Source organism: Microcoleus sp. LAD1_D5, from assembly GCF_036702115.1.
Lineage (GTDB): Bacteria > Cyanobacteriota > Cyanobacteriia > Cyanobacteriales > Microcoleaceae > Microcoleus.
The window spans coordinates 19,770-41,816 of the sequence record NZ_JAUBSA010000006.1 but is presented as its reverse complement, the minus strand read 5'-3'; the positions used below and the strand labels follow the sequence as shown (position 1 = coordinate 41,816).

The following is a 22,047-nucleotide window of genomic DNA, read 5'->3' as shown; positions in this document are numbered from 1 at the left end:
TAAAATAAAGATAAGCTTATAACTTTATAGGTAGAGGAAAAGCAGTCACTGGCTTGATCCCCAGTCCAAGCTCGGCTGCATTTTTAACAATAAATTTTAATTAGGTCTCAGCAGCGCAGTAAAAATCCACCTAGTGCTTGGAAATCAGCACTTTTTTGGAATGTCGCAGAGTCCACGCGATCGCAAAACTCAATTAAATATGCTCAAAAACGATTCATCCAAGTATTTGCCAACCTTAGCTCAAGTAATTGACCGCTACCCCTTGACAGTGGCGCCCGATACCCCACTAGCAGAAGTAATTACCCTGATGGGCCAACGGCGCGGAAGTTGCTCTCTAAACGCAGCCATTCCACCAACGGATATCTATCAGCAACTAACAGAAATCGCAAATCCCCCCACCTCAAGCGCATTCAGAGACGCGACAGGTATCTGCGTCTTTGTCGTGGAAAAATCACTCTTAAAATTATCTTCGCACTCTGCTCCACCTTCTCAATTGCAAGGAATCTTCACCGAGAGGGATCTTGTCGATTTGATTGCCTCGGGCAAAAACTTAAAAGGTGTCACCATCGCAGAAGTCATGAAGCAGCCGGCAGCAACTCTGACCAAATCCGAGACTCAAGACATTTTCAGCGCCCTAATTTTGCTGGGCCAGCGAAGAATTAAGCATTTGCCAATATTGGACACTGACGGTCAACTATTAGGAGTAATTACGCCGGAAAGCATTCGCCAAGTCATGCTGAAACCGGCAAATATCTTAAAAATGCGCTGCGTGAAAGAAGTAATGACCGTACAAGTCATTCAAGCACCTCGCTCCGCGTCAGTTAGGAGTTTAGCCGAGTTGATGGCGCAGCACCGCGTTAGCTGCGTAGTAATTACCGAATCAACAGAATTATCGATGGATTTACCGTTCCCCATTCCAGTAGGTATAGTCACAGAACGGGATATTGTCGAATTTCAAGCTTTAGATATAGATTTGTCGCAAACGATCGCCGAAACTGTGATGAGTACCCCTTTATTTAGCCTCAAGCAAGAAGACTCGCTGTGGGTAGCTCATCAGGAAATGCACGAGCGTTTAGTCCGCAGGTTGGTAGTAACGGGGGAACGCGGAGAACTCCTGGGAATAGTTACTCAAACCAACATACTGCGCGTACTTGACCCGATGGAAATGTCCGGGGCGATCGATGTTCTGCACGATTCAGTGGCAGAAAGGACTAAGGAATTGCAAAAAGCGATCGCATCGCTCAGCTTGACTAACGCCAGACTACAAAGCGAAATTGCTACCCGCGTGCGGGCCGAGGCCAGGCTCCACCTTTTAGAATCTGCTGTAGTGAACGCTAACGACGCAATCGTGATTATGGATGCGGGAGACAGCGATATCTCCGACCCCACCATCATCTACGCCAACGAAGCTTTTACCCAAATGACGGGCTACCTACCCGAAGAAATCATCGGACAAACCCCCAGTTGCTTGCGCGGCCCAGAAAGCGACCCAACCCAAGTCGCTAAAATTCGCCGTACTTTCTCTCGCCGAGAACCCCTACGCCTGGAATTGATTAACTACCGCAAAGACGGTTCAACATATTGGGTGGAACTCAACAGCGTACCCATTACCGACACCTCCGGGAACGTTACCCACTGGGTGTCGGTGCAGCGAGATATTACTGATCGCAAGCGCATGGAACAAGCATTTTTTGAAGAAAAAGAACTCGCTCAGGTTACTCTACAATCGATCGGCGATGGCGTCATCACTACTGACGCCGACGGCTACATTTCCACCCTTAATCCAGTTGCTGAACAACTCACGGGTTGGTCTACCTCGGAAGCTAAGGGTTTGCCCCTCGCCAGCGTGCTGAGAATAGTTGACGAAACTACCAGGCGGCCGACCGAAAATATCGCCGACATCGCTTTGTGCGAAGGTCGGATTGTTGACCAAGGACACAACAGCTTGCTGATTGACCGCAACAACACCGAATTTGCGATCGACCACTGCGTCGCCCCCATCCACGCTAGCAGCGGCGAAATTGTCGGCGCCGTGGTTGTGTTCCGAGATGTCACGCAAGTGCGAACTCAAGCGCGGCAACTCACCTGGCAGGCAACTCATGACCCCCTGACGCAATTAGTCAACCGCCGGGAATTTGAGTACCAGCTAGAGCACGCCCTGCACAGCGCTCAAGGTTACGGGCAAGAACACGTGATGCTTTACCTGGATCTTGATCGCTTCAAAATAGTTAACGATACATCCGGTCATGCTGCCGGGGACGAACTGCTGCGCCAAGTCAGCCAGCTATTTAAAAGTCATATCCGCAAAACCGATATTTTGGCACGTCTGGGTGGCGATGAGTTTGCCGTACTCCTGTACCATTGTCCCGTCGAACGAGGATTGAATGTTGCAGAAGCGCTGCTGCGAAGCATTCAGGGATTCCGGTTTGGGTGGCAGGACAAAACTTTTTCGATCGGCGTCAGTATCGGTTTGGTAGCAATCAATCCCAACACAGCATCGACATCGGCGATTTTGAGCGCGGTCGATATGGCCTGCTACGCTGCTAAAAATAAAGGTCGCAACCGGGTACAGGTTTATCAAGCCGGCGATCAAGAATTAATTAAACAGCACGGCGAAACGCAGTGGGTGGTGCAAATTAATCAAGCTTTAGAAGAGAATCGCTTTTGCTTGTACTCTCAGCCGATCGTACCTTTGCTTAACTCTCCAACCACCGGAACCCACTGCGAAATCCTACTCCGCCTCCAGCTTGAAACTGGTCAGGTGGTGTCGCCGATGGCGTTTATTCCGGCGGCCGAACGCTACAACTTGATGCACGCGATCGACCGCTGGGTGATTCGTACTTTATTTAGCAATTTATCTAAAATTTTCACGGCCAATTTATTTGTCCAAAACCCCGATGTAGACAGCGATAAAATAGTTAGCTTCCCTGCTTGCTCTCTTTTGTCTGATCTGCAATCGTCATTTGGCAAATATCCCAACCTTTATTCAATCAACCTTTCTGGGGACAGCCTCAACGAAGAAAAGTTTATCGAGTTTATTCAGGAACAGTTTTCCATCCATCAAATACCGCCACAAATAATTTGTTTTGAAATTACCGAAACCGTGGCGATCGGTAATCTCAGCAAGGCAGCCAGCTTGATTTGGCAACTCAAGGAACTAGGCTGCCAGTTTGCCTTGGACGACTTCGGCAGCGGGATGTCTTCCTTTGCTTACCTGAAAAACTTGCCGGTTGATTATCTCAAAATAGACGGCAATTTTATTAAGAATATTGTCGATAATCCTATTGATATTGCCATGGTGGAAGCTATTACAAAAATCGCTCACGTCATGGGAATTCAAACTATTGCCGAGTATGTTGAAAATCAAACAATTATGGATAAACTCAATGAACTTGGGGTAGATTACGCTCAAGGTTATCATTTGGGAAAGCCTCAACCTTGTAACTTCACATCTCCTATTTTAGAGGAAGTTTTGGGGGAGTTTCCTGTTAATTCTTTGGCTTTTGAAGCTAAGCTGGCTTGTTGAAGAAGGAAGTTTGGCAACGAGCAAGCAATGGGATTTAACGGATTTAACGGAGGGATGTTGAGGGAACAAGGAAAAGGGAGATTTTAAGTTCTCAGATCGTTTACTGTTGTTTCGGAATGATTTAACCGCAGAGACCGCAGAGGGCGCTGAGTCTCCAGAAGAGAGAGATGAATAATTCCGATACCAACGGATTTGATATCAGATCAATTCTCCATTCCCATTCCCCATTCCCCATTACCCATTACCTTCTACATTAGTTTCCGCCGCTTCAATGTACTGACTGTCTAACAAAAAAGCACCTTTTTCAAAGCGAATTCCCCAATAATTGCCGGGACGCCGATCGATCACAACACCTTCAGCGCCGATCGCAATTAAATTCGCAGGCCGCAGCATCGGCATCGGTTCGGCAGTTTTGATGTAAGGCGGCATCGCCACAACTCGGACTTTTTGACCGACAGTGAAATCTTTTTCCATGAGCTTTATTCTCTCAAAAAAAACGGCGATAAAGGAATTTTAACAAGGAATGTTTCTGTTTGATTGATTAATAGATTAGGGATGGATAAGAAAAGGGGTAATTATGAAGCGTAATTAAGGAAATCAGCCGCAAAATTATTGATATTTTAGGCTTCCATCTTCGTTGTTATATTCAAGTTCATGATATTTTCCCCCTAACCCTAAGTCATGAAGACATCGTTGGTAGTTTTTGGCTCCCATATCGAAAGGGTTAGTCCTGTTCAATCTGGCCCATTCAGCTATCTTTAGCTGGTTAGTTACCCCTGAAGCATCGGCTACGGTTTTGACAATCCAATCAAACATTTTTTTCCTCTAAGCTGTATCTCACTCTACCTCTCTACATTAGCTATATATTCACCTATAGGCAATCCAACATTTTTTTTCCTCTAAGCTGTATCTCACCCCTAACTCGGACGATCGCCCGTAACACCCCTGACCGATCGCGCTACAATTATCGATCTGGATAAAAACGGCTGATTAGGAAAGTAGAGGAGTAGGTGCTATGGCTACAAGTCGTCGAATTGAGCGTGTAGCTTCAATGATTAAACGGGAAGTCAGCCTGATGTTGCTGAATGGAATCAAGGACGACCGGGTAGGTGCGGGTATGGTTAGCGTTACCGACGTAATTGTTTCGGGAGACCTTCAGCATACAAAAATTTTTGTCAGCATCTACGGTACTGATGAGGCGAAGGCTGAAACTATGGAAGGTTTGAAATCTGCTACTAGCTACGTCCGCAACCAGTTGGGCCAACGGGTGCAACTGCGCCGGACGCCGGAAGTAGTATTTCTCGAAGACCGTTCTTTGGAACGGGGCGATAAAATGCTGATACTCCTGAATCAGCTTTCTGCCGATCGCAAACCGGGTATGTTTGATGACGAAGAATTGGCCGATGGCAATGAAAATGATGATGATGATGATGATGATCATGATTTAGAAGCAGACGAGGATTAGTGTCTGAAGGTAGTCAACAGCCCAAAGTCAACAGTCAACAGTCAACAGTCAACAGTCAACAGTCAACAAACAATTCCTAATTTCCCATGATTGACAATCTTTCCTTACCCGAACTGGTGGCCCAGATGTTCGTGGTGCGCGCTTCTGGCTGCTTGTTCGACCACCAAATTCGCTATCCCGAATGGGAACCAACTGCCAGCAAACTCCGCTATTATCTGGAAAAGTTGGGCGTCGGCGGTGTGATTTTGGTCGGGGGAAGTGCTGCGGAGTTGGCAGTTCGATCGCACCAATTGCAGTCTTGGGCCAAGTTTCCGCTACTGCTGGCGGCTGATATTGAGGAAGGTGTCGGCCAGCGGTTCGGGGGGGCGACTTGGTTCGGGCCGCCGATGGCAATTGCCGAAGTGGCGCGACAGGATGCAGGTAAAGCCGATCGATATGCTGAACAAATGGGCGCTGTGACTGCGATCGAAGCTAGGGCGATCGGTCTAAATTGGATTCTCGCACCAGTAGTTGATGTTAACAACAATCCCGACAATCCTGTGATTAACGTCCGCGCTTTTGGCGAGACACCGGAAATTGTCGGGAAATTGGCCGCTGCGTTTATTCGAGGTGCAGGTGATCACCCGGTTTTGACTACAGCTAAGCATTTTCCCGGCCACGGAGACACGGCGGTTGATTCTCACTTGGAATTGCCGGTTTTGCCGCATTCGCCAGCGAGATTGGCCCAGGTTGAGTTACCTCCTTTTGTCGAGGCGATGGCTGCTGGGGTCGATGCTGTGATGAGTGCTCACTTGCTGATTCCGGCTTGGGATGCGGAGTTTCCTGCTACTCTTTCTCGCAAAATTTTGATCGGGAAGCTGCGAGAAGAGTTGGGATTTGAAGGTTTGATTGTGACGGATGCTTTGGTGATGGGTGCGATCGCCAATAAGTACGGGGCTAATGAAGCTGCTGTTTTGGCGGCTGAGGCTGGTGCTGATGTTTTGCTGATGCCGCTTGACCCGGAAGGGGCGATTCTCGCTGTCTGCGAAGCGGTCACTCAAGGGCGGCTCTTTTTATCACAAATCAAGGAATCTGTCAAGCGAATTTGGAAAGCGAAAATAAAGGTGGGCTTGCCGATTTCTGACCCCCCCCAACCCCCCCTTGCTAAGGGGGGGAGCAAGAATTTAGCATCGATCGAGTCGATCGACTTAAATTTGCTCGCAAATCCCCAGGCAAGGGCAACTGCTGCCGATATTTTGCGAGATTCTTTGAAATTTGGGGGAAATCTACCTTTGCAGGTTCCAAAGCCCCCAGAAAACCAGCTTTTGCGGAATTTGATTGTTGTAGATGATGTTTTGGGGTGCGAGTTTTTGGGAAACCACACTCCGGCGATCGCCCTTCCCGAACAGTTTGGTTACAAATTGCAACTGATTGACGATCGCACAGGGACGATCGCTGATAATACAGGTGCAGAGCATTTTTCTCCGACACTGCTGCAAATTTTCATTCGCGGCAATTGCTTCCGAGGCAGTGCTGGTTTGACCGAAGCAGCTCAAGATTGGTTTAAGAAATTATTAAAAACGGGAGAACTGCAAGCTGTGTTAATTTACGGCAGTCCCTACGTTTTAGAGCAATTTTTGCCACACTTGCCTCCGAATATTCCTTATGTATTTTGTTTTGGGCAGATGCCGACAGCGCAATCTATCGTTCTAGAAGTGCTGTTCGGCATTGACGCAAAGGGCAATGCTTGATCTGTCGGACTCCTAAATCTTTCCTTTGCTGCTGCGTCAGGACTTAAATTCATCAACCCGGTTTCTCGCCAGAAATTTTGCCTTTGGTGGCAAAGCATCCAGAAACCGGGAATTGGACGCGGGTTCCTAAGTTCTGAATTGAGCTTTCCAGCCGATCCGCCTGCTAGTCGGGAAAATGTGCTGCGTGTCACCATCCTAAGACAGATCCCATCACTTACTGATTATTCGTATAATTTATTTTTATTTACGGCAGTGAATTGTATAGCTGTATACGGACAAAATTTAACTTACATATTCGTAAGTTTGGACTATATTATTACCAGGGCCATAAAATTTTTTAGTAAAACATTGAGGGCGCATTATGATTCACTCCACTATTCCCCAAATCCAATACTCTTTAGATGTGATCCAAGATGAAGCGCGTCACCTCGTGCATGAGGGCGTACTCAGCCGCCAACAGCCCATCTATACCCTCTGCCAATTCATTCCGCCCCGGGAATGGGCCTGTGTAGAGTGCGAATTAGAAAAATGCGACTTCTTGCTGCGCGATCGCATCGCCGACCTGATCGGTTCTGAAAAATGGGACAATGACTAAAGTTTGGTTCTCTTAAATAAGTTTGCAAGTAATTTTGCAAGTAATTTTCCAAGTAAACTCCGGCTGTGTTAAAGACTATTGATTCTTTAATGCTGGGAATTTTCGGCGCGCAAATTTTCCAACTCGGCCCTCAGCGCTGCCATGTGTGCAGTTAATTCTTGAATCTCTAGCTTTACGTTAGGCTGTACAACCGAATCGGGAGGAGCATCAGTCGCTGCATCTGATTGCTTGGGCGAGACAGATTCACTGTCTGCATTCTCCCGATCGCCCGGTTGAGAGAAAATAGTATCTACAAAATTCCGCGCTTCTCGATCGGTCATTTCTCCTTTTTCCAGCAGCTCATCGGCTAGCTGGCCAAAATCTGACTTAAGTTTGTCAAGATTTTCTTCTCGCTTCAAAGGATCTTGCAATGTCTCAATTAAAAAGGAAGTTGCACCTAAAGTTAGGTGAAATCCTGTTTGCAGCATTTGAGGCAGGTTGTCGGGATTCATCTAAAAATGCCGCTAGAACGTTTTTCTGAGTTTTTGCTTCGCTAGTTGCTCCCAAGTCGGGGGTAAAGCCGCTTTTTAGCGGGAAGATGCGAAGTTGTCGATAGCGATCGCCCCGAGTCAGGAAAGATCAGCTTTTGGGGTGGACGTTTTTCCGTTGTGCCAATACTAATCGTATCATTACTTCGTAAATTAATAAATGTCAAGTGTAAACTTTTGTAGCTACGAATCGAGACTTGCCCACTGGAAGGCTCAGTCTATTTGAGATGTGAGATGTGAGATGTGAGATTGAACAGGACTTACCCACTGCGACTAAAAAAACCTGGTTGTTGGCCAACCGTGCGTAAGTCCTGTTCCATCCAGTTAAGGATACAGCGCTTCACCGGTGGAGGGGTCAAATATAAATAGTCGATCGAAGTCAAGCTGTACCGTCAGTCGATCGCCCGATCGCAAGCGAACACTCGCAGGTATTTGTAACTGTACAGTAGTTTCAGCACTCAACAAAGGCAAACTCGCCCGAATTAAAGTTTCTCGCCCCAGAGGTTCCACTACTTTTACCTCTACATCAAGAGGGACTTTTTCTAAGGCCCAAACATCGGCTTTCAAATCATCTTCTTCTGCGTTTTGTGGCGTAAACATTTCTATATTTTCTGGACGGATGCCCAAATCAAATCCTTGTCCTTCTCTCGCCTGCAATTTTTTCTGAATCGAGGGCGGACAGGCTAAAGATTGATTTCCTACTTGAAAGGATTCGTTAGTATAAATTACAGGCAAAATGTTCATGGCGGGATTGCCTAAAAATGTGGCAACCATGCGGTTAGCTGGTTTGGCATAAATGCTTTGCGGGTCTCCAATTTGTTGAATTTTTCCTCCATTTAAGACTACAATCTTATCAGCTAAAGTCATCGCCTCCACTTGGTCGTGGGTGACGTAAATTGTGGTAATTCCCAGCCGTTGATGCAGTTGTTTGAGTTCGGCTCTCGTGTCGTCTCGCAGTTGAGCATCGAGGTTAGAAAGCGGTTCATCTAAAAGAAATACTTTCGGTTCGCGGGCGATCGCCCTTCCGAGTGCTACCCGCTGCTGCTGGCCGCCTGATAGCTGTTTGGGCTTACGCTTGAGGAGGTGGTCGATGGAGAGCGATCGGGCTACTGTTTCGATTCGTTCTTGAATTTTAGTCGGGTCAACATTCCGCATCCGTAATCCAAAAGCCAGGTTTTCGCCGACAGTCATGTGCGGATAAAGCGCGTAATTTTGAAACACCATTGCTACATCGCGCTGTCTGGCAGGAATGTTGTTAACTAAATTATCTCCGATGTAAAGATTGCCGGAAGTTGCGGTTTCTAAACCTGCAATTGTCCGCATAATTGTGGATTTCCCGCAGCCGGATGGGCCGACTAATACCCAAAATTCCCCGTCCGGGATTTTGAAGCTGATGTTTTCGATCGCGGTGACGTTTTGGTAGCGTCGGGTAATATTTTCTAAGCGAACATTGGCCATTTTTTGACTGTAATTGGTAATTGATAATTAGTGCTTTTTACCTTCAGCCTTCAGCTTTCAGAAAGCTGTTCCAATTCTAAAACTGTGCGGTCTAATTCTTCAACTATAGGCGTTAACTCAGCTTTGCGGAATGCTTCTACCACAGAACGATAATACCAGAGAGAACCGTCTTTGCCGCCTTTGAAGCGTTCCCAAATAGTATCTCCTAATTGACGGTAATCTTTCACGATCGATCGAACATTATAAAGTTTATCAGCAGCCGAGACTAATCTCACTGAGCCAGAAGCTGTAGAAATGCGATCGATATAAGCTTGTTTTCGCTGACGCCAAGGGGGTTTCGGCGTTGCGTCACTGTCGGTACAGCCGTCTACAATTGCTGTGACGGTATCCCCAAAGCGGCGGCAGATGGCTTCGCGGGTGGTTGCGCCGCCTTGATCTTCGATCGCATCGTGAAGCAAAGCTGCGATCGCCTCATCTTCATTTGCCCCATATTCTAAAGCTATACTAGCAGTGCCCAACAAATGGGCAATGTAGGGAACCCCGGAACCTTTGCGAACTTGGGTAGCGTGCAATTCGGCCGCATAGGTGAGGGCTTCAGAAAAACGGTTTGAGAGAATCATGAAAGTCACCTTTCTTAATTGCTATGATATATAAATTGTCGGGCTAAGTTGGAAAGACAAAATCTACCAAGTTCAATAAGATCATAAATATGCGATCGAGAGCGATCGCTTGTAAACTTAGAATCGTTAAACAGAGGTTGCGAGCATGACAGCTACTATAATTATACCAAAAAAAGCCGACAAAAACTCAGAGCCAGAATTACCGCAAAAATCAGAAAATATAGCAGAAGTTTCGCCAGAATCTGAGCCTAAAAAAGTCATCTCTCTTGAAGATTTTTTAGTCAGACCTGCTGATAGAATGGAATGGGTTGACGGCAACTTAGTGGAGAAAACAGGAATGACATTCAAGCACGGTCTCGCTCAAGTTAATCTAGCTACTTCCTGGAAAACTTACAAAAATTCCAGCGGACAGGGAGGAGAAGTTGTTACAGAAGTCCTTTGTCGCACTAGCAAGCAGGGTCGCCGTCCCGATGTTGCTTACATTACTCCTGAACTGCTGCCACAATCAGGCAATTTTACAGCATTTTCCCAAAGTTTTCCTTTGATAGCGGAAGTTGCTTCCCCCGAAGATAGCGGGGAAGAGTTATTTGCCAAAGCTCAGGAATATTTGGAATCGGGATGTTTAGAAGTTTGGTTGCTGTTTCCTGAAGCTAGATTAATATTTGTGAATGCAGGGCAAAGCTGGCGGTTGTTTAATGCGGATGAAGTTGTTAACACTCAAAGTGTGCTTGCAGGTTTTAGCGTAGCCGTCAGTGAATTGTTGGCTTGAGGAATTTGTTAAACGAATTTATTAAAATCCTAAAAAGAGAAACTCCAGGTGAGAAACTTTAGCTTAAGACTGGGTTGAATGAGAATGTGGGAACGCTCAAATTGAGTTTAAGATCGACCTACAGGTAACTTTAAAGTATTGATACAATTAACATCTGATTAGGGGACTGTGGCGTAGACTGAAAAGGACTGACCCTAAAGGGTAAGCAGATTCGTCCCACGAGTAGAAGCGATGGGCTTTATCTGCGATTTTCTGTAAGCGGTAGTCTTCGATTGGGATGGGGTTGAGAGATTTTTGGTGGAGTGCGATCGCCTTTAAATTTGAGCCAGAACGATCGCCTCATCTACTAAAAAAAACAGTCGGCTAACAGATCAAAGCTGATAACCGCCTCCGGGCAACTTCACCAACCAACCGCAAATCAACCAACTCAGCCATTGTCGATCTCCGTGAAAAAGAGAAAGCAACTCGCAACTTGCTAATGCGACTGGTCGTGGGAGGTAGGACATTAATTGTTAGCGTCGGTGCCTATTTCAGCTATCAAGTGGTGCGGGATTTGACGCTAGAAAACTTTAACCGCAATGCTTTTTTAGAAGTCCAACCGAAGCCGATATTTTTCCTGTTTATTGCAGATAAAATCTGGTGCCTCTAAACCAAGTTTGGGAACTCTCAGGCCTGTACCCTATCTTTACTGTTTTGAACGCTATGCTGTCGAAGTCCACAATTGCTGCTGCTAAAGGCTTTAGTAAGGTTCCCCTGCGAACCGGTTTGGTTGTTCCATTCATCCTGCAAATCTTCGCGGCCGTAGGATTAACAGGGTATCTGTCGCTGCGAAATGGACAAAAAGCAGTGAATGAACTAGCGACTAACTTGCAAACGGAGGTGAGTAACCGTGTGGATCAGCACCTCGACAGCTATGCCGCTGCAACCCGCTATTTGACCCAAATCAACGGCGAGCAAATTGACCTGGGATTGTTGAACTTACAGGATGCCGATCGCCTAGCTCAATTCTTTGCCAAGCAGGTAAAAACCTACAACGTTGGCTATATCCTCTACGGCTCTAAAACGGGGAACTTTATCGCATCGGGGTATTACCGAGAGTCAACCATTCCGAACCACGGCAACCCTGACATTAGCCTGGTGCTACCGAAGCGGTACGGCAATCCTGATTTGTACAACTACATTACGAATGACCAAAGCCAGCCAACTAAAATGTTTGAAATCACCAAAGCGTATCAGTTCCAGAAGGAAGGCTGGTACGCCAAAGGTGTCGAGACGGGCAAGCCCGGGTGGAGCGAGATATATCAATGGGAGACTAATAACTACCCGTTGTCGATCGCCACGAGTCGCCCCATCTATGGCAAGAATGGTCAGTTGATCGGCAGCGTGGGGGTAGAGCAGCGCCTTTCGCAAATTAGTGACTTTTTACGTGAAATTAAGGTTAGTCCATCCAGCAAGGTGTTCATTCTTGAGCGCAACGGATTAATCGTTGCCAGCTCTAGCGATGCGCCCGTGTTTTCAGTGACCAACGGCAAACCTCAGCGACTGCGGGGCTTTGAGAGTAAGGACGCTCTAATTCAAGCCACGTCCAAGTATCTCCGCGATCGCTTCGGCGATCTGAAAACGATTCAAACCATCCAGCGCCTAGACTTTCAGCTCCAGGATGAGCGGGAGTTTGTTCAAGTAACTCCCTGGCAGGACGAATGGGGATTGGACTGGCTCGTAGTCGTCGCCATGCCGGAATCAGATTTCATGGGACGAATTAATGCCAATACAGTCAACACGATTTGGCTGTGTTTAGGCGCATTAGGACTGGCAACCGTTTTGGGTATCTACACCTCGCGCTGGATTGCTCGACCCATTTTGCTGCTCAGTCACGCATCGGAAGCGATCGCCGAAGGAAAACTCGACCAAAACGTCGAAGCCTCTGGCGTTAAAGAACTGGGTGTACTTGCTCAATCCTTTAACCGAATGGCGCAGCAGTTGCGCGATTCCTTCACCGCCCTAGAGCAAACTAACCAGCAGCTTGAACAGCGAGTTGAAAAACGCACCGCCGAACTCAAGTATGCAAAGGAAGCTGCGGACAATGCCAACAAAGCAAAAAGCGAATTTCTCGCCAACATGAGCCACGAACTTCGCACTCCCCTCAACGGTATTTTGGGCTATGCTCAAATCCTCAACCGCAGCAGCGCATTGCCAGCGAAAGAACGTCATGGGGTAGAAATCATTCACCAGTGCGGTTCTCATTTGCTGACGCTGATTAACGATGTGTTGGACTTGTCCAAAATTGAAGCCGGCAAATTAGAACTCGCACCTAAAGCAATTCACTTTCCCTCATTCCTCCAAGGTGTCGCTGAAATCTGCGGCATTCGTGCCGACCAAAAAGGCATTGACTTCCTTTACAATCCCGATCCGCAGTTGCCTGAAGGGATTTTTGCCGATGAAAAACGGCTGCGTCAAGTGTTACTCAACTTGGTGGGAAATGCGATTAAATTCACCGACAAAGGTTCTGTCACGCTCAAGGTTGCGGTAGTTGAGAATCATTCCAATCCGTCCACTCGCTCTTTCAAATTTCAAGTTGAAGATACGGGGGTAGGAATTGCGCCCGATCAATTGGATAAAATTTTTCAGGCTTTTGAACAAGTGGGCGATCGCCAGCGCCAAGCCGAGGGCACGGGTTTAGGACTCGCGATCAGCCAAAGGATTGTCCAACTTATGAACGGACAAATCCAAGTTAAAAGCCAACCCGGAGTCGGCAGTGAGTTCTTTTTTGAGGTGGAAATGGCGATCGCCACCGATTGGGCCGAGCAAAACTCCCTCACAACTGGAAAACAAATTATTGGTTACGAAGGACAACGACGCAGCATTCTTGTTGTAGACGATCGTTGGGAAAACCGAGCAGTTCTCGTCAACTTGTTATATCCACTAGGATTCCAAGTTAGTGAGGCCGAAAATGGACAAGAAGGATTGGAAAAAATACGACAGTCTCAACCTGACTTAGTGATTACAGACTTGGCAATGCCAGTCATGGATGGCTTTGAACTGCTCAAACAGGTTCGCAGTGCAAATGATTTGGAACACCAGAAGATCCTTGTCTCTTCTGCATCAGTATCACAAGCCTATCAACAGATGAGTTTAGATGCAGGGGGAAATGATTTCCTGGCCAAGCCAGTGGAAGTCAGTGAATTATTTAACCTCTTAGCCACTCATTTAGAATTAAAATGGAAATATGAAATTACAGCCTCCAACGAGTCGGGTTCATCCATTCCAACGACTGCATTAGAAAACCCAGAAGGGAGTATTATTCCTTCCCCGGTCGAGTTAAAGACGTTACTAGAAATGGCACAAAAAAGCAACTTAAAACGGCTACGAGAACACACAGAGCATATTGCTAACTCTAACCCTGGCTACGCTGAGTTTGCCTCACAAATTCTTCAGTTGGCCAAGCAATTTAAAGCCGAAGAGATTGAAGAGTTGCTACAACACCACCTCACAGAGAAAAAAGCCGATGTCTAGTCCTGAATTAATTCTGGTGGTGGATGATACCCCTGCGAATTTAGAAGTGGTTTGTGAAACTTTAAGTGATGCGGGATACGAAGTAGCAACCGCAATCAACGGCGATCGCGCTCTTAAGAGAGTCCAAGCTTATCCTCCCGATCTGATCTTGCTGGATGTTCAAATGCCAGGAATTGACGGCTTTGAAACCTGCAAACGTCTGAAGGCAGATCCCGCCACAGCCAGCATTCCGATCATTTTTATGACTGCTCTCTCCGATGCCGACAGTAAGGTGAAAGGATTTGTCCTGGGTGCTGTGGACTACATCACCAAACCCTTTCAAGAACAGGAGGTTCTTGCACGGGTGAAAACTCATTTGCAGCTACGGCAGTTAACTAAAAATCTGGAACAGCGTGTTGCTGAGAAAACAGCTAATTTAGAAGCGACACTGACACAACTGCAACAGTCTCAGCTTCAGTTAGTCCACAGCGAAAAGATGTCTGCTTTGGGCAATTTAGTGGCGGGTGTCGCGCACGAAATTAATAACCCGCTTGGCTTTATTTCTGGTAATCTTAAACCTGCTCAGCACTATATTAAAGACCTCTTTGAACTGATCGCTCTCTACCAAAAAGAACTCCCTTATCCAAGTGCCACGCTGCAGGCTTTCGTAGAGGAAATAGACTTGGAATACTTACAAGAGGATTTACCCAAGTTAATCGATTCGATGCAAGAAGGAGTCGATCGCATTCACACAATCAGCATTAGTTTAAGAACCTTCTCGCGTTCTGATTGCGATCGCCCCATTCATTACAATATCCACGACGGCATTGACAGCACCATCTTGATTCTCAAGCATCGCCTCAAAGCCAACCAATGTCGCCCGGAAATTCAAGTCATCACAGACTATGGCGATTTGCCACAGGTAGAATGCTTTGCGGGACAGTTGAATCAGGTATTTATGAATGTGCTGGCAAATGCGATCGATGCCCTTGAGGAATCAAATAAAGGACGCAGTTTTGCTCAGATCAAAGCCAACCCCAACCAGATTACTGTCAAAACCCAATTGTCGGAATCTCAGGCAGTGATCCGAATTCAGGATAATGGGATTGGGATGACGGATGCGGTGAAGCCAAAAATTTTTGAGCATCTGTTTACCACCAAAGGCGTGGGGCAAGGAACAGGCCTAGGATTGGCGATCGCTCATCAAATCGTAGTCCAGAAACACTCTGGAACTTTAGAAGTCAACTCAACTTTAGGTCAAGGTACAGAGTTTGTGGTGTCAATTCCGCTGAAGGCGATCGCGGTAAAAGACACTCAGGCAAAGATTTGCTTTGACGCAGCATAACAAATAGTTGTAGCGGTGCCATAAAGATGATTGATAGCGCCCCTTCAAACCATCCAAACTATTGATATAGTAGTACGCGGTGCAAAAAACGGTAAACCATGACAGCTACAAATCTCGTCAAAAAATTTGAGTACAAACCCCTATACAAACCAAATCAATTAATTTGCGGAACGGGGCAGACAGCCATTGTCAGCGGCTGGACAGTCAAAAGTGCGATCGGCAAACATTTACAAGCTCAAGAATATGCTGCGATCGGACAACTATACTCTCCTACTCGCGGCATCAACTTCTTAATTAGAAACTTGCTGTGCAATCCCCACGTCCGCTTCCTAGTAATTCTCAACGCTACGAAAGAAGACCGCAACTCGGGGGCGGCCGCGTGCTTGCTTGACTTTTTTCGCAACGGCTTTGAAGCCGGCAAAAGCGATACTGGCAGAGATTGTTGGCTAATTAAATCTTCAATATTTGGCTACATCGATATTGAAATAGCAGCAGAAGCCTTAGAACTATTGCGGGATTCTATCGAATGTAAACAAGCCACTAATATAGCAGAAACAGTGACATTTGTCAAGTGTTTTGCCCAAAAAGAATCTGTTGAACCTTGGGGAGAAGCCGTAACTTTTCCGCTAGTCGAAATTGTCCCGACTGTACTCCCCGGTCAGAAATACGGACACAGAATTGAAGGCAAAACTATTGCCGAAACTTGGGTAAAAATCATCCACCGAATTAAGACCACTGGCACCTTACGGCCGACTGGTTACGACGGACAGTGGCAAGAATTAATCGACTTAATGGCAGTGATTACAGATGAACCTGCGGAGTTCTATTTTCCAGAACCGAATTACTTACCAATCGACCGCGATTTCCTCGAACAGTACAAACCCCAAATGCTCGAAGATGCCCCGTATAACGAAGGCATTAAATATACCTACGCACAGCGGATGAGGTCGTGGTTTGGACGCGATCAAATTGAAGAAGTTATTGCCAAACTAATTAAGGAAATTGACGCAGCAAGTGCTGTAATTAGTTTGTGGGATGCGGGGGGAAATATTAACAGAAGACCTGACGGGTCCTCAGACCACCAGCACAGCGGCAGTCCTTGTTTAAATCACATTTGGGTGCGAGTTGTAGACGATGAAATATCGCTAACTGCAACTCTCCGCAGCAACGATATGTTTGCGGCGTGGCCGGCCAATGCAATGGGTTTGCGGGCTTTGCAGCAGCACATTCGAGATGAAATTGCGAGGCGTTCCGATTATAATTTGACGATGGGCCCATTGGTAACGCTGAGTCAATCGGCTCACTTGTATGACGATACCTTTGAAAATGCCGATCGACTAATTCAAACCCAATATGCTAAAATCTGCGAAGATCGAGACTTTTTCGATGCAGCAGGCAATTTTTTAGTTGAAGTAGCCGACAATCAAATAGTAGTCACGCAAACCACCCCCGGCAGCGGCGAAGTTGTCACCTGTTATTCTGGAAAAAACCCTCTCAAGTTAGTGCGAGAAATTTGTGCGGCTTCCCCGGCTATCAAAGGCGAGCATATTGGTTATTTGGGAATAGAATTGCAGAAGGCTGCCGAGTGTCTGAAAACGAGCAAGCAATACATCCAGGATAGACGATGAATTTAGAAGAAGAAAGACCGAGTTGGGACGAATACTTCTTAATGTTAGCAAAATTGGCCGCTACTCGATCGACTTGTCTGGCTTTTCCTGTAGGCGCGGTGATAACTAAAAACAGGCAAGTTTTAGCAACGGGTTATAACGGTTCGCCGTCAGGTTCGGCACACTGTACTACTCAAGGCTTCTGCTATCCTGGTTTGAGCAGTTGCGACGCCAGTAAAACTTTGCCATCAAGGGCGGTTCACGCGGAAGCAAATGCGATCGCCAAAGCTGCTAAACACGGTATATCTACTGCTGGGGCTAGTATTTACGTCACTTTAGAACCCTGCATCTATTGTTTGAAATTAGTCATTGCGGCGGGCATTAGAGAAGTGTTTTACGAAACGAGTTTTAACAGCGGAGAAAAAGCTGCTTTGAGAGATACTTTTATCAGTGAAGGTATTGTTGAGTTAAAACAAATTCAGCTATCTGAAGATACAGCAAAAAAAGCGGCTTTGTTTTTGTTGAATCCTACGTCTGTGTCCCAAAATTTAGTATAGGAGGAATCCTCCCCGTGGTTGTCGCCGCCACAGGAAACAACGGTGTTGTGTTCCTATAAAGGATATTGATTTGGTGGCAATTTGTAGGGATACGGCAGTGCCTTATCCTGCATCCCGCGCGATACAAACGATATTTATTTTACGCTTTGTAAAGACACAGCACTGCCGTGTCTTTACAACAAATAGAGATGGCAATTAACCAAAAAACTGCCTTACAAATTGTGAATACCGTGTAGTTCAATCAATCAAACTCATTCACCGCTTGCAAATAGTCGATCGCCGCATCTATCCTCGAAGAATACCTAAAAGCAAACTGATCGAACCAATATCCCTCATCGGAATTTTTATCCAACTTTTTCAGCCAAACCTGAGCTTGCCTAACTTTCTGTCTGTGCGTTTGTACGTCCAACTGTGGCCCCGCGACTTTTTCTGCTGGCCGCGGTTCCAGTGAAGCTACTTCCTGAGCTTGATTTGGCGCTTCGTGCTCAGCCTTAAGCGGTTGCTGTGAAGCCACTTCCTGAGCTTGATTTTGCCCTTCGTACTCAGCCTTAATTTGAGCTAAATCCTTATCCAAAGAACCAGCATACAAATTTATATCTGATGTTTTAAATGTTTGATTTGACGGCACTGCTGCTTGTGGCAAAGGCGCTTGTGCTTGCACCGGTGCCTGACTTTTCAACTCAGCATTTTTTTGAGACGCTTGATACTCTGCCTTAAGTTCACCTAACAGGCGATCGATCGATTCCATAACTTAAACCCCCTAAAAAATGCTGCTGGGTCAACTGGCCCAAATATAATCGCGTGAACTTCGCCCGCCTCCTCAATCAGTTATTGCATTCAGCAATACCTCCGTCAGGGTCATTCCTTCAATATCATCCATCGTCACAGTATCAACGATATCGAATTTAGCCCCGGCGCTTTGCAGTTCGTCATCCAATATCTTGAGAAACTTAGTAGCTTCCGGCGCATTCCCTACTTGAATGAAAGAAATCGCCAACTCTTCATCTCGATCGAGCTTCCGGGAAGCCTCTATAATGGTTTTCATCACTTCTTTGCGATCGTCCGGTTCTCCGTCCGTCACCACTAATATTGTTTCCCCATTTTGCTTGGTCTTACCGGATGCTTTGCGCTGAAAATAACTGTTCAGAGCGTCTTGGAGAACAGCAGCTAAATTCGTAGTCCCCGAAGGTTCGTTTTCTTGGAAAATTTGCACGACTTTAGCGGCTGTTACGTTGTCGTAGCGCTTGAAGCGACCGGAAAACACATAAGCTGTTATGCCATCAGGATCGAGTTCTTCGCATTTATTCGCCAGTGCGATCGTCGATTCTTGCATGAGCGCCCACCGACTTTTACCGCCCATGTCGTCTTTCGTGTACATACTGCCACTTTTGTCAATAATGATGGTATAATCGCGGTTCTGAAGCATAGGATTTTTCCTGTTAATTAAGTTTTTCTCAAAAATATCAAAACCAGCGAGCAGAAGCTGTTGAGCTTTAGTTGCTCGCTGCGTTTTTTAGTTGATTTGCGATCGCAAATACCGGAATTTAAGCAGTAACTAAAGCATCTTTAAGTGGCTTCCAGCTAAAAGCTCGATCGCCCCCCATCTCCACTGCTATTTTAACTCGCGGTTCTAACGTCGGCAAAACAGTCAAATACTCAATTTCCTGATTCGACAAAATGTGCCCTTCAATAATCCACAGCACCAGTCCTTTTGCTTTCGGTGGCAAATTGTCTAATTGAGTTTGCAAAATCGGCGGCACGTAGTACGTATAACCCACAGCCGATTCATTGCCAGTAGTTTTTTTGCCCAAATGCGGCGGCCGCACCCCGTGAACTCCCGTCAAATACATCGCCAAATCACCCAAACCCCGCGCCGAAATCGTGTGAGCACCGTAACCCGCAGCCCTGAGCCGCCGCAGGTAGCGCCCCTCAAATCCTCCCTCTAAAGGAACGTACAGGGCCAGCGACCCCGACTTTTCCAAATCCCGAATCACATCCGAGCCCGTCGTAATCAGTCCCATAAATTTGTGTTTCCTGCTGTATCAAAATTTGGTCGATCGCTGCTTGCGAGCTGGAAATATTATAAATCCTAAAGTTGAGCCGAAAAATTCTCATCCCGGCCTTGACAAACGGCAAACACTTCATGTACTATTGTGAATTGTCGCCGTAAAGGATACTGAGTGGTTTGCTGCTCAAGTCCTGGCACAAACAAGCAAGACCGAGACAAAACTCGGAGATAAAGCCGGTAAAAAGCCGCGAATCTCAACCCTTGCAAGACTTCCACAAGCTCGCTCCCAAATTTAAAACTCAAATTTTAAACACCGAGGAAGGCTGTTGGTTGATAACAGTTAATTGCAGGAACACTGAAATAAATGTTTCTGCACAAGAGCAAGCGGATTGACGTAAATTTCGCAATCCGAAACCTCTTGCGTAAATAAAAGGAAGAAAATCCGTGTCTGTAGGCATTCTTGGCACTAAACTAGGCATGACTCAAGTGTTTGACGCCGAAGGGAGAGCCATCCCCGTCACCGTCATACAAGCAGGGCCTTGTACAGTAACTCAAATCAAAACAAAACAAACTGACGGCTACGGTGCCGTTCAAGTTGGATACAACGAAGTCAAACCAAAGGCTCTCAACAAGCCAGAACTAGGACACCTTGCCAAGTCGGGGGCGAATCCATTGCGCCACTTGCAGGAATACCGCTTGGAAGACACCAGTTCATTTGAATTAGGTCAACAACTAAAAGCAGATACCTTTACACCGGGACAAATAGTAGATGTCATCGGTACCAGCATCGGTAAAGGTTTTGCAGGTTTTCAAAAGCGCCACAACTTTAAACGAGGCCCCATGTCTCACGGTTCCAAGAACCACCGCGAGCCTGGATCGATCGGGCCTGGAACGACTCCTGGTCGCGTTTATCCCGGCAAAAGAATGGCAGGACGTATGGGCAACGTTCAAGTCACCGTCCGCAAGTTAACAATTGTCCGGGTGGATACAGAGCAGAATTTGCTGCTAATTAAGGGAGCAGTTCCCGGCAAAGCTGGCGCCTTAGTCAATGTTGTGCCTGAGAAAAAAGTAGGACGTTAGTCAGTAGTAAGTAGTCAGTAGTCAGCAGTCAGTAGATAGTGGTTGGCCGTTAGTAGCAAGCAATAACTAAGAACTAAAAGCTGAAAACTAAGAGCTGAAAACTAAGAACTGAGAACAGACAACAGACGACAGACAACAGACAACAGACAACTAACAACAGACAACTAACAACAGACAAAGGACAAAAGATATGGTTAATTGTGTAGTCCGAAATTGGCAAGGCGAAGAAGTTGGGGAAACAACTTTAGAACTGCGCGTAGCCAAAGAAGAAAATGCGTCTCACATCGTTCACAGAGCATTGACGCGGCAAATGAATAACGCCCGTCAAGGAAATGCTTCCACCAAAACTCGATCGGAAGTCAGAGGCGGTGGCCGCAAACCCTGGCGTCAAAAAGGCACCGGCCGAGCCAGAGCAGGTTCAATCCGTTCTCCGCTGTGGCGGGGCGGCGGTGTCATCTTCGGACCAAAACCGAGAGACTTTGAAGTCAAAATGAACAAAAAGGAACGCCGTCTCGCTTTGCGGACAGCATTCCAAAGTCGCACCGAAGACATCATTGTGGTTGAAGAATTTGCAGAGCAATTTCCGAGACCGAAAAGCAAAGAATTGCTGAGTGCGATCGCCCGCTGGGGCATCGAACCCGATACAAAAGTTCTGTTAATCTTGCCAGAACCGCAACCCAACGTCTACTTATCAGGACGCAACATCGAATTAGTAAACGTTATCTTGGCAACCTCCCTGAATGTTTACGACGTTCTCGCGGCTGACAAAATTATCGTCACATCTACAGCCATAGCTAAAATTCAGGAGATTTACGGTGAGTAAAATCGACCCCCGCGACTACGCAGATTTGATCCAGCGTCCGATTCTCACCGAGAAAGCTACCCGAATGATGGAATTAAATCAATTCACATTCGATGTAGCCCCCAAAGCGACCAAGCCTCAAATCAAAGCTGCAATCGAAGAACTCTTTAAGGTGAAAGTCATCGGCGTCAACACCCAAAACCCGCCGCGCAAAAAGCGTCGAGTTGGCAAATTCGTCGGCTTTAAACCTTGTTACAAGCGAGCTACCGTAACTCTGACCGACGGAGACTCGATCCGCAAACTCCTATTCCCAGAAGTTTAGCCAATTTTGGATTTTAGATTTTAGATTTTAGATTGCGGTTAACAGGTGAAAATACCAAACCAAGAAAGCTAGCAAGTTAACTGATAATCCCAAATCTAAAATCCAAAACCGCCAAGTCCTTGCATCCCAAATCTAAAATTTAAA

Annotated in this window: 20 protein-coding genes; 13 read left to right on the top strand and 7 right to left on the bottom strand. The window is 46.5% G+C overall.

Going from position 1 to position 22,047, the window contains the following annotated elements:
• The first annotated feature begins 160 nt into the window (after positions 1-160).
• Positions 161-3,526: an EAL domain-containing protein gene (locus QUA70_RS04720; protein ID WP_333345265.1), complete on the top strand. Its 3,366-nt coding sequence runs from the start codon at positions 161-163 to the stop codon at positions 3,524-3,526.
• Positions 3,527-3,760: 234 nt separating this feature from the next.
• Here the strand turns inward: QUA70_RS04720 and sipA are convergent, their stop codons facing one another.
• Positions 3,761-4,000 carry a regulatory protein SipA gene (gene sipA / locus QUA70_RS04715; protein WP_333345263.1) on the bottom strand — a complete coding sequence of 80 codons (240 nt, stop codon included), beginning with the start codon at positions 3,998-4,000 and terminating at the stop codon, positions 3,761-3,763.
• A gap of 541 nt (positions 4,001-4,541) precedes the next feature.
• Here sipA and rbfA point away from each other — a divergent pair.
• The 3 genes from rbfA to QUA70_RS04700 all read left to right on the top strand — a co-directional run bounded on the left by rbfA (position 4,542) and on the right by QUA70_RS04700 (position 7,316).
• Positions 4,542-4,991 (top strand): 30S ribosome-binding factor RbfA, encoded by a 450-nt coding sequence (gene rbfA / locus QUA70_RS04710; protein WP_333345261.1) that lies wholly within the window; start codon positions 4,542-4,544, stop codon positions 4,989-4,991.
• A gap of 86 nt (positions 4,992-5,077) precedes the next feature.
• Positions 5,078-6,721, top strand: a complete 1,644-nt coding sequence (locus QUA70_RS04705; RefSeq protein ID WP_333345259.1) for a glycoside hydrolase family 3 N-terminal domain-containing protein — start codon at positions 5,078-5,080, stop codon at positions 6,719-6,721.
• Between the two features lie 361 nt (positions 6,722-7,082).
• On the top strand, positions 7,083-7,316 hold the full coding sequence (locus QUA70_RS04700) for a DUF4327 family protein (RefSeq protein ID WP_333057778.1): 234 nt from the start codon (positions 7,083-7,085) through the stop codon (positions 7,314-7,316).
• A gap of 86 nt (positions 7,317-7,402) precedes the next feature.
• Here the strand turns inward: QUA70_RS04700 and QUA70_RS04695 are convergent, their stop codons facing one another.
• The 3 genes from QUA70_RS04695 to QUA70_RS04685 form a co-directional block, all read right to left on the bottom strand.
• A complete protein-coding gene (locus QUA70_RS04695) occupies positions 7,403-7,807 on the bottom strand; it encodes a hypothetical protein (RefSeq protein WP_333290891.1) in 405 nt (134 codons plus the stop codon).
• 360 nt (positions 7,808-8,167) lie between these two features.
• Complete coding sequence (locus tag QUA70_RS04690; protein ID WP_333345257.1) at positions 8,168-9,301, bottom strand: ABC transporter ATP-binding protein; 1,134 nt, start codon at positions 9,299-9,301, stop codon at positions 8,168-8,170.
• Positions 9,302-9,351: 50 nt separating this feature from the next.
• Positions 9,352-9,921: an HD domain-containing protein gene (locus QUA70_RS04685; protein ID WP_333345255.1), complete on the bottom strand. Its 570-nt coding sequence runs from the start codon at positions 9,919-9,921 to the stop codon at positions 9,352-9,354.
• A gap of 145 nt (positions 9,922-10,066) precedes the next feature.
• On the opposite strand from QUA70_RS04685, the gene QUA70_RS04680 reads away from it, so the two are divergent.
• From QUA70_RS04680 to QUA70_RS04655, 6 genes are all read left to right on the top strand, one after another.
• Positions 10,067-10,690, top strand: coding sequence for a Uma2 family endonuclease (locus QUA70_RS04680; RefSeq protein WP_333345253.1), 624 nt, complete (start codon positions 10,067-10,069; stop codon positions 10,688-10,690).
• A 478-nt stretch (positions 10,691-11,168) separates the two neighbouring features.
• Complete coding sequence (locus QUA70_RS04675; protein ID WP_333345251.1) at positions 11,169-11,339, top strand: hypothetical protein; 171 nt, start codon at positions 11,169-11,171, stop codon at positions 11,337-11,339.
• 53 nt (positions 11,340-11,392) lie between these two features.
• Entirely contained in the window at positions 11,393-14,203 is a 2,811-nt protein-coding gene (locus QUA70_RS04670; protein WP_333410324.1) for an ATP-binding protein, read from the top strand.
• The gene (locus QUA70_RS04665) at positions 14,196-15,527 is read left to right on the top strand and encodes a response regulator (RefSeq protein ID WP_333345247.1); all 1,332 of its coding nucleotides are present in this window, start codon (positions 14,196-14,198) and stop codon (positions 15,525-15,527) included. The genes QUA70_RS04670 and QUA70_RS04665 overlap by 8 nt, the downstream gene beginning before the upstream one ends.
• Positions 15,528-15,625: 98 nt before the next feature.
• Positions 15,626-17,155, top strand: coding sequence for a thymidylate synthase (locus QUA70_RS04660; RefSeq protein ID WP_333345245.1), 1,530 nt, complete (start codon positions 15,626-15,628; stop codon positions 17,153-17,155).
• Positions 17,152-17,691, top strand: coding sequence for a dCMP deaminase family protein (locus QUA70_RS04655; protein ID WP_333327600.1), 540 nt, complete (start codon positions 17,152-17,154; stop codon positions 17,689-17,691). The genes QUA70_RS04660 and QUA70_RS04655 overlap by 4 nt, the downstream gene beginning before the upstream one ends.
• Positions 17,692-17,932: 241 nt before the next feature.
• On the opposite strand, the gene QUA70_RS04650 is transcribed toward QUA70_RS04655, so the two are convergent.
• From QUA70_RS04650 to QUA70_RS04640, 3 genes are all read right to left on the bottom strand, one after another.
• Positions 17,933-18,439, bottom strand: a complete 507-nt coding sequence (locus QUA70_RS04650) for a salt stress protein, Slr1339 family (RefSeq protein WP_333327597.1) — start codon at positions 18,437-18,439, stop codon at positions 17,933-17,935.
• Between the two features lie 72 nt (positions 18,440-18,511).
• Positions 18,512-19,117: a VWA domain-containing protein gene (locus QUA70_RS04645; RefSeq protein WP_333327594.1), complete on the bottom strand. Its 606-nt coding sequence runs from the start codon at positions 19,115-19,117 to the stop codon at positions 18,512-18,514.
• Between the two features lie 118 nt (positions 19,118-19,235).
• Positions 19,236-19,712 (bottom strand): NAD(P)H-quinone oxidoreductase subunit N, encoded by a 477-nt coding sequence (locus QUA70_RS04640; RefSeq protein WP_333327591.1) that lies wholly within the window; start codon positions 19,710-19,712, stop codon positions 19,236-19,238.
• A gap of 431 nt (positions 19,713-20,143) precedes the next feature.
• Between QUA70_RS04640 and rplC the strand changes: the two genes are divergently transcribed.
• The 3 genes from rplC (at position 20,144) to QUA70_RS04625 (ending at position 21,903) form a co-directional block, all read left to right on the top strand.
• Positions 20,144-20,779 (top strand): 50S ribosomal protein L3, encoded by a 636-nt coding sequence (gene rplC, locus QUA70_RS04635; RefSeq protein ID WP_333039608.1) that lies wholly within the window; start codon positions 20,144-20,146, stop codon positions 20,777-20,779.
• Between the two features lie 190 nt (positions 20,780-20,969).
• Entirely contained in the window at positions 20,970-21,602 is a 633-nt protein-coding gene (gene rplD / locus QUA70_RS04630) for a 50S ribosomal protein L4 (RefSeq protein ID WP_333327589.1), read from the top strand.
• Positions 21,595-21,903: a 50S ribosomal protein L23 gene (locus QUA70_RS04625; protein ID WP_006634999.1), complete on the top strand. Its 309-nt coding sequence runs from the start codon at positions 21,595-21,597 to the stop codon at positions 21,901-21,903. The genes rplD and QUA70_RS04625 overlap by 8 nt, the downstream gene beginning before the upstream one ends.
• Positions 21,904-22,047 lie beyond the last annotated feature (144 nt).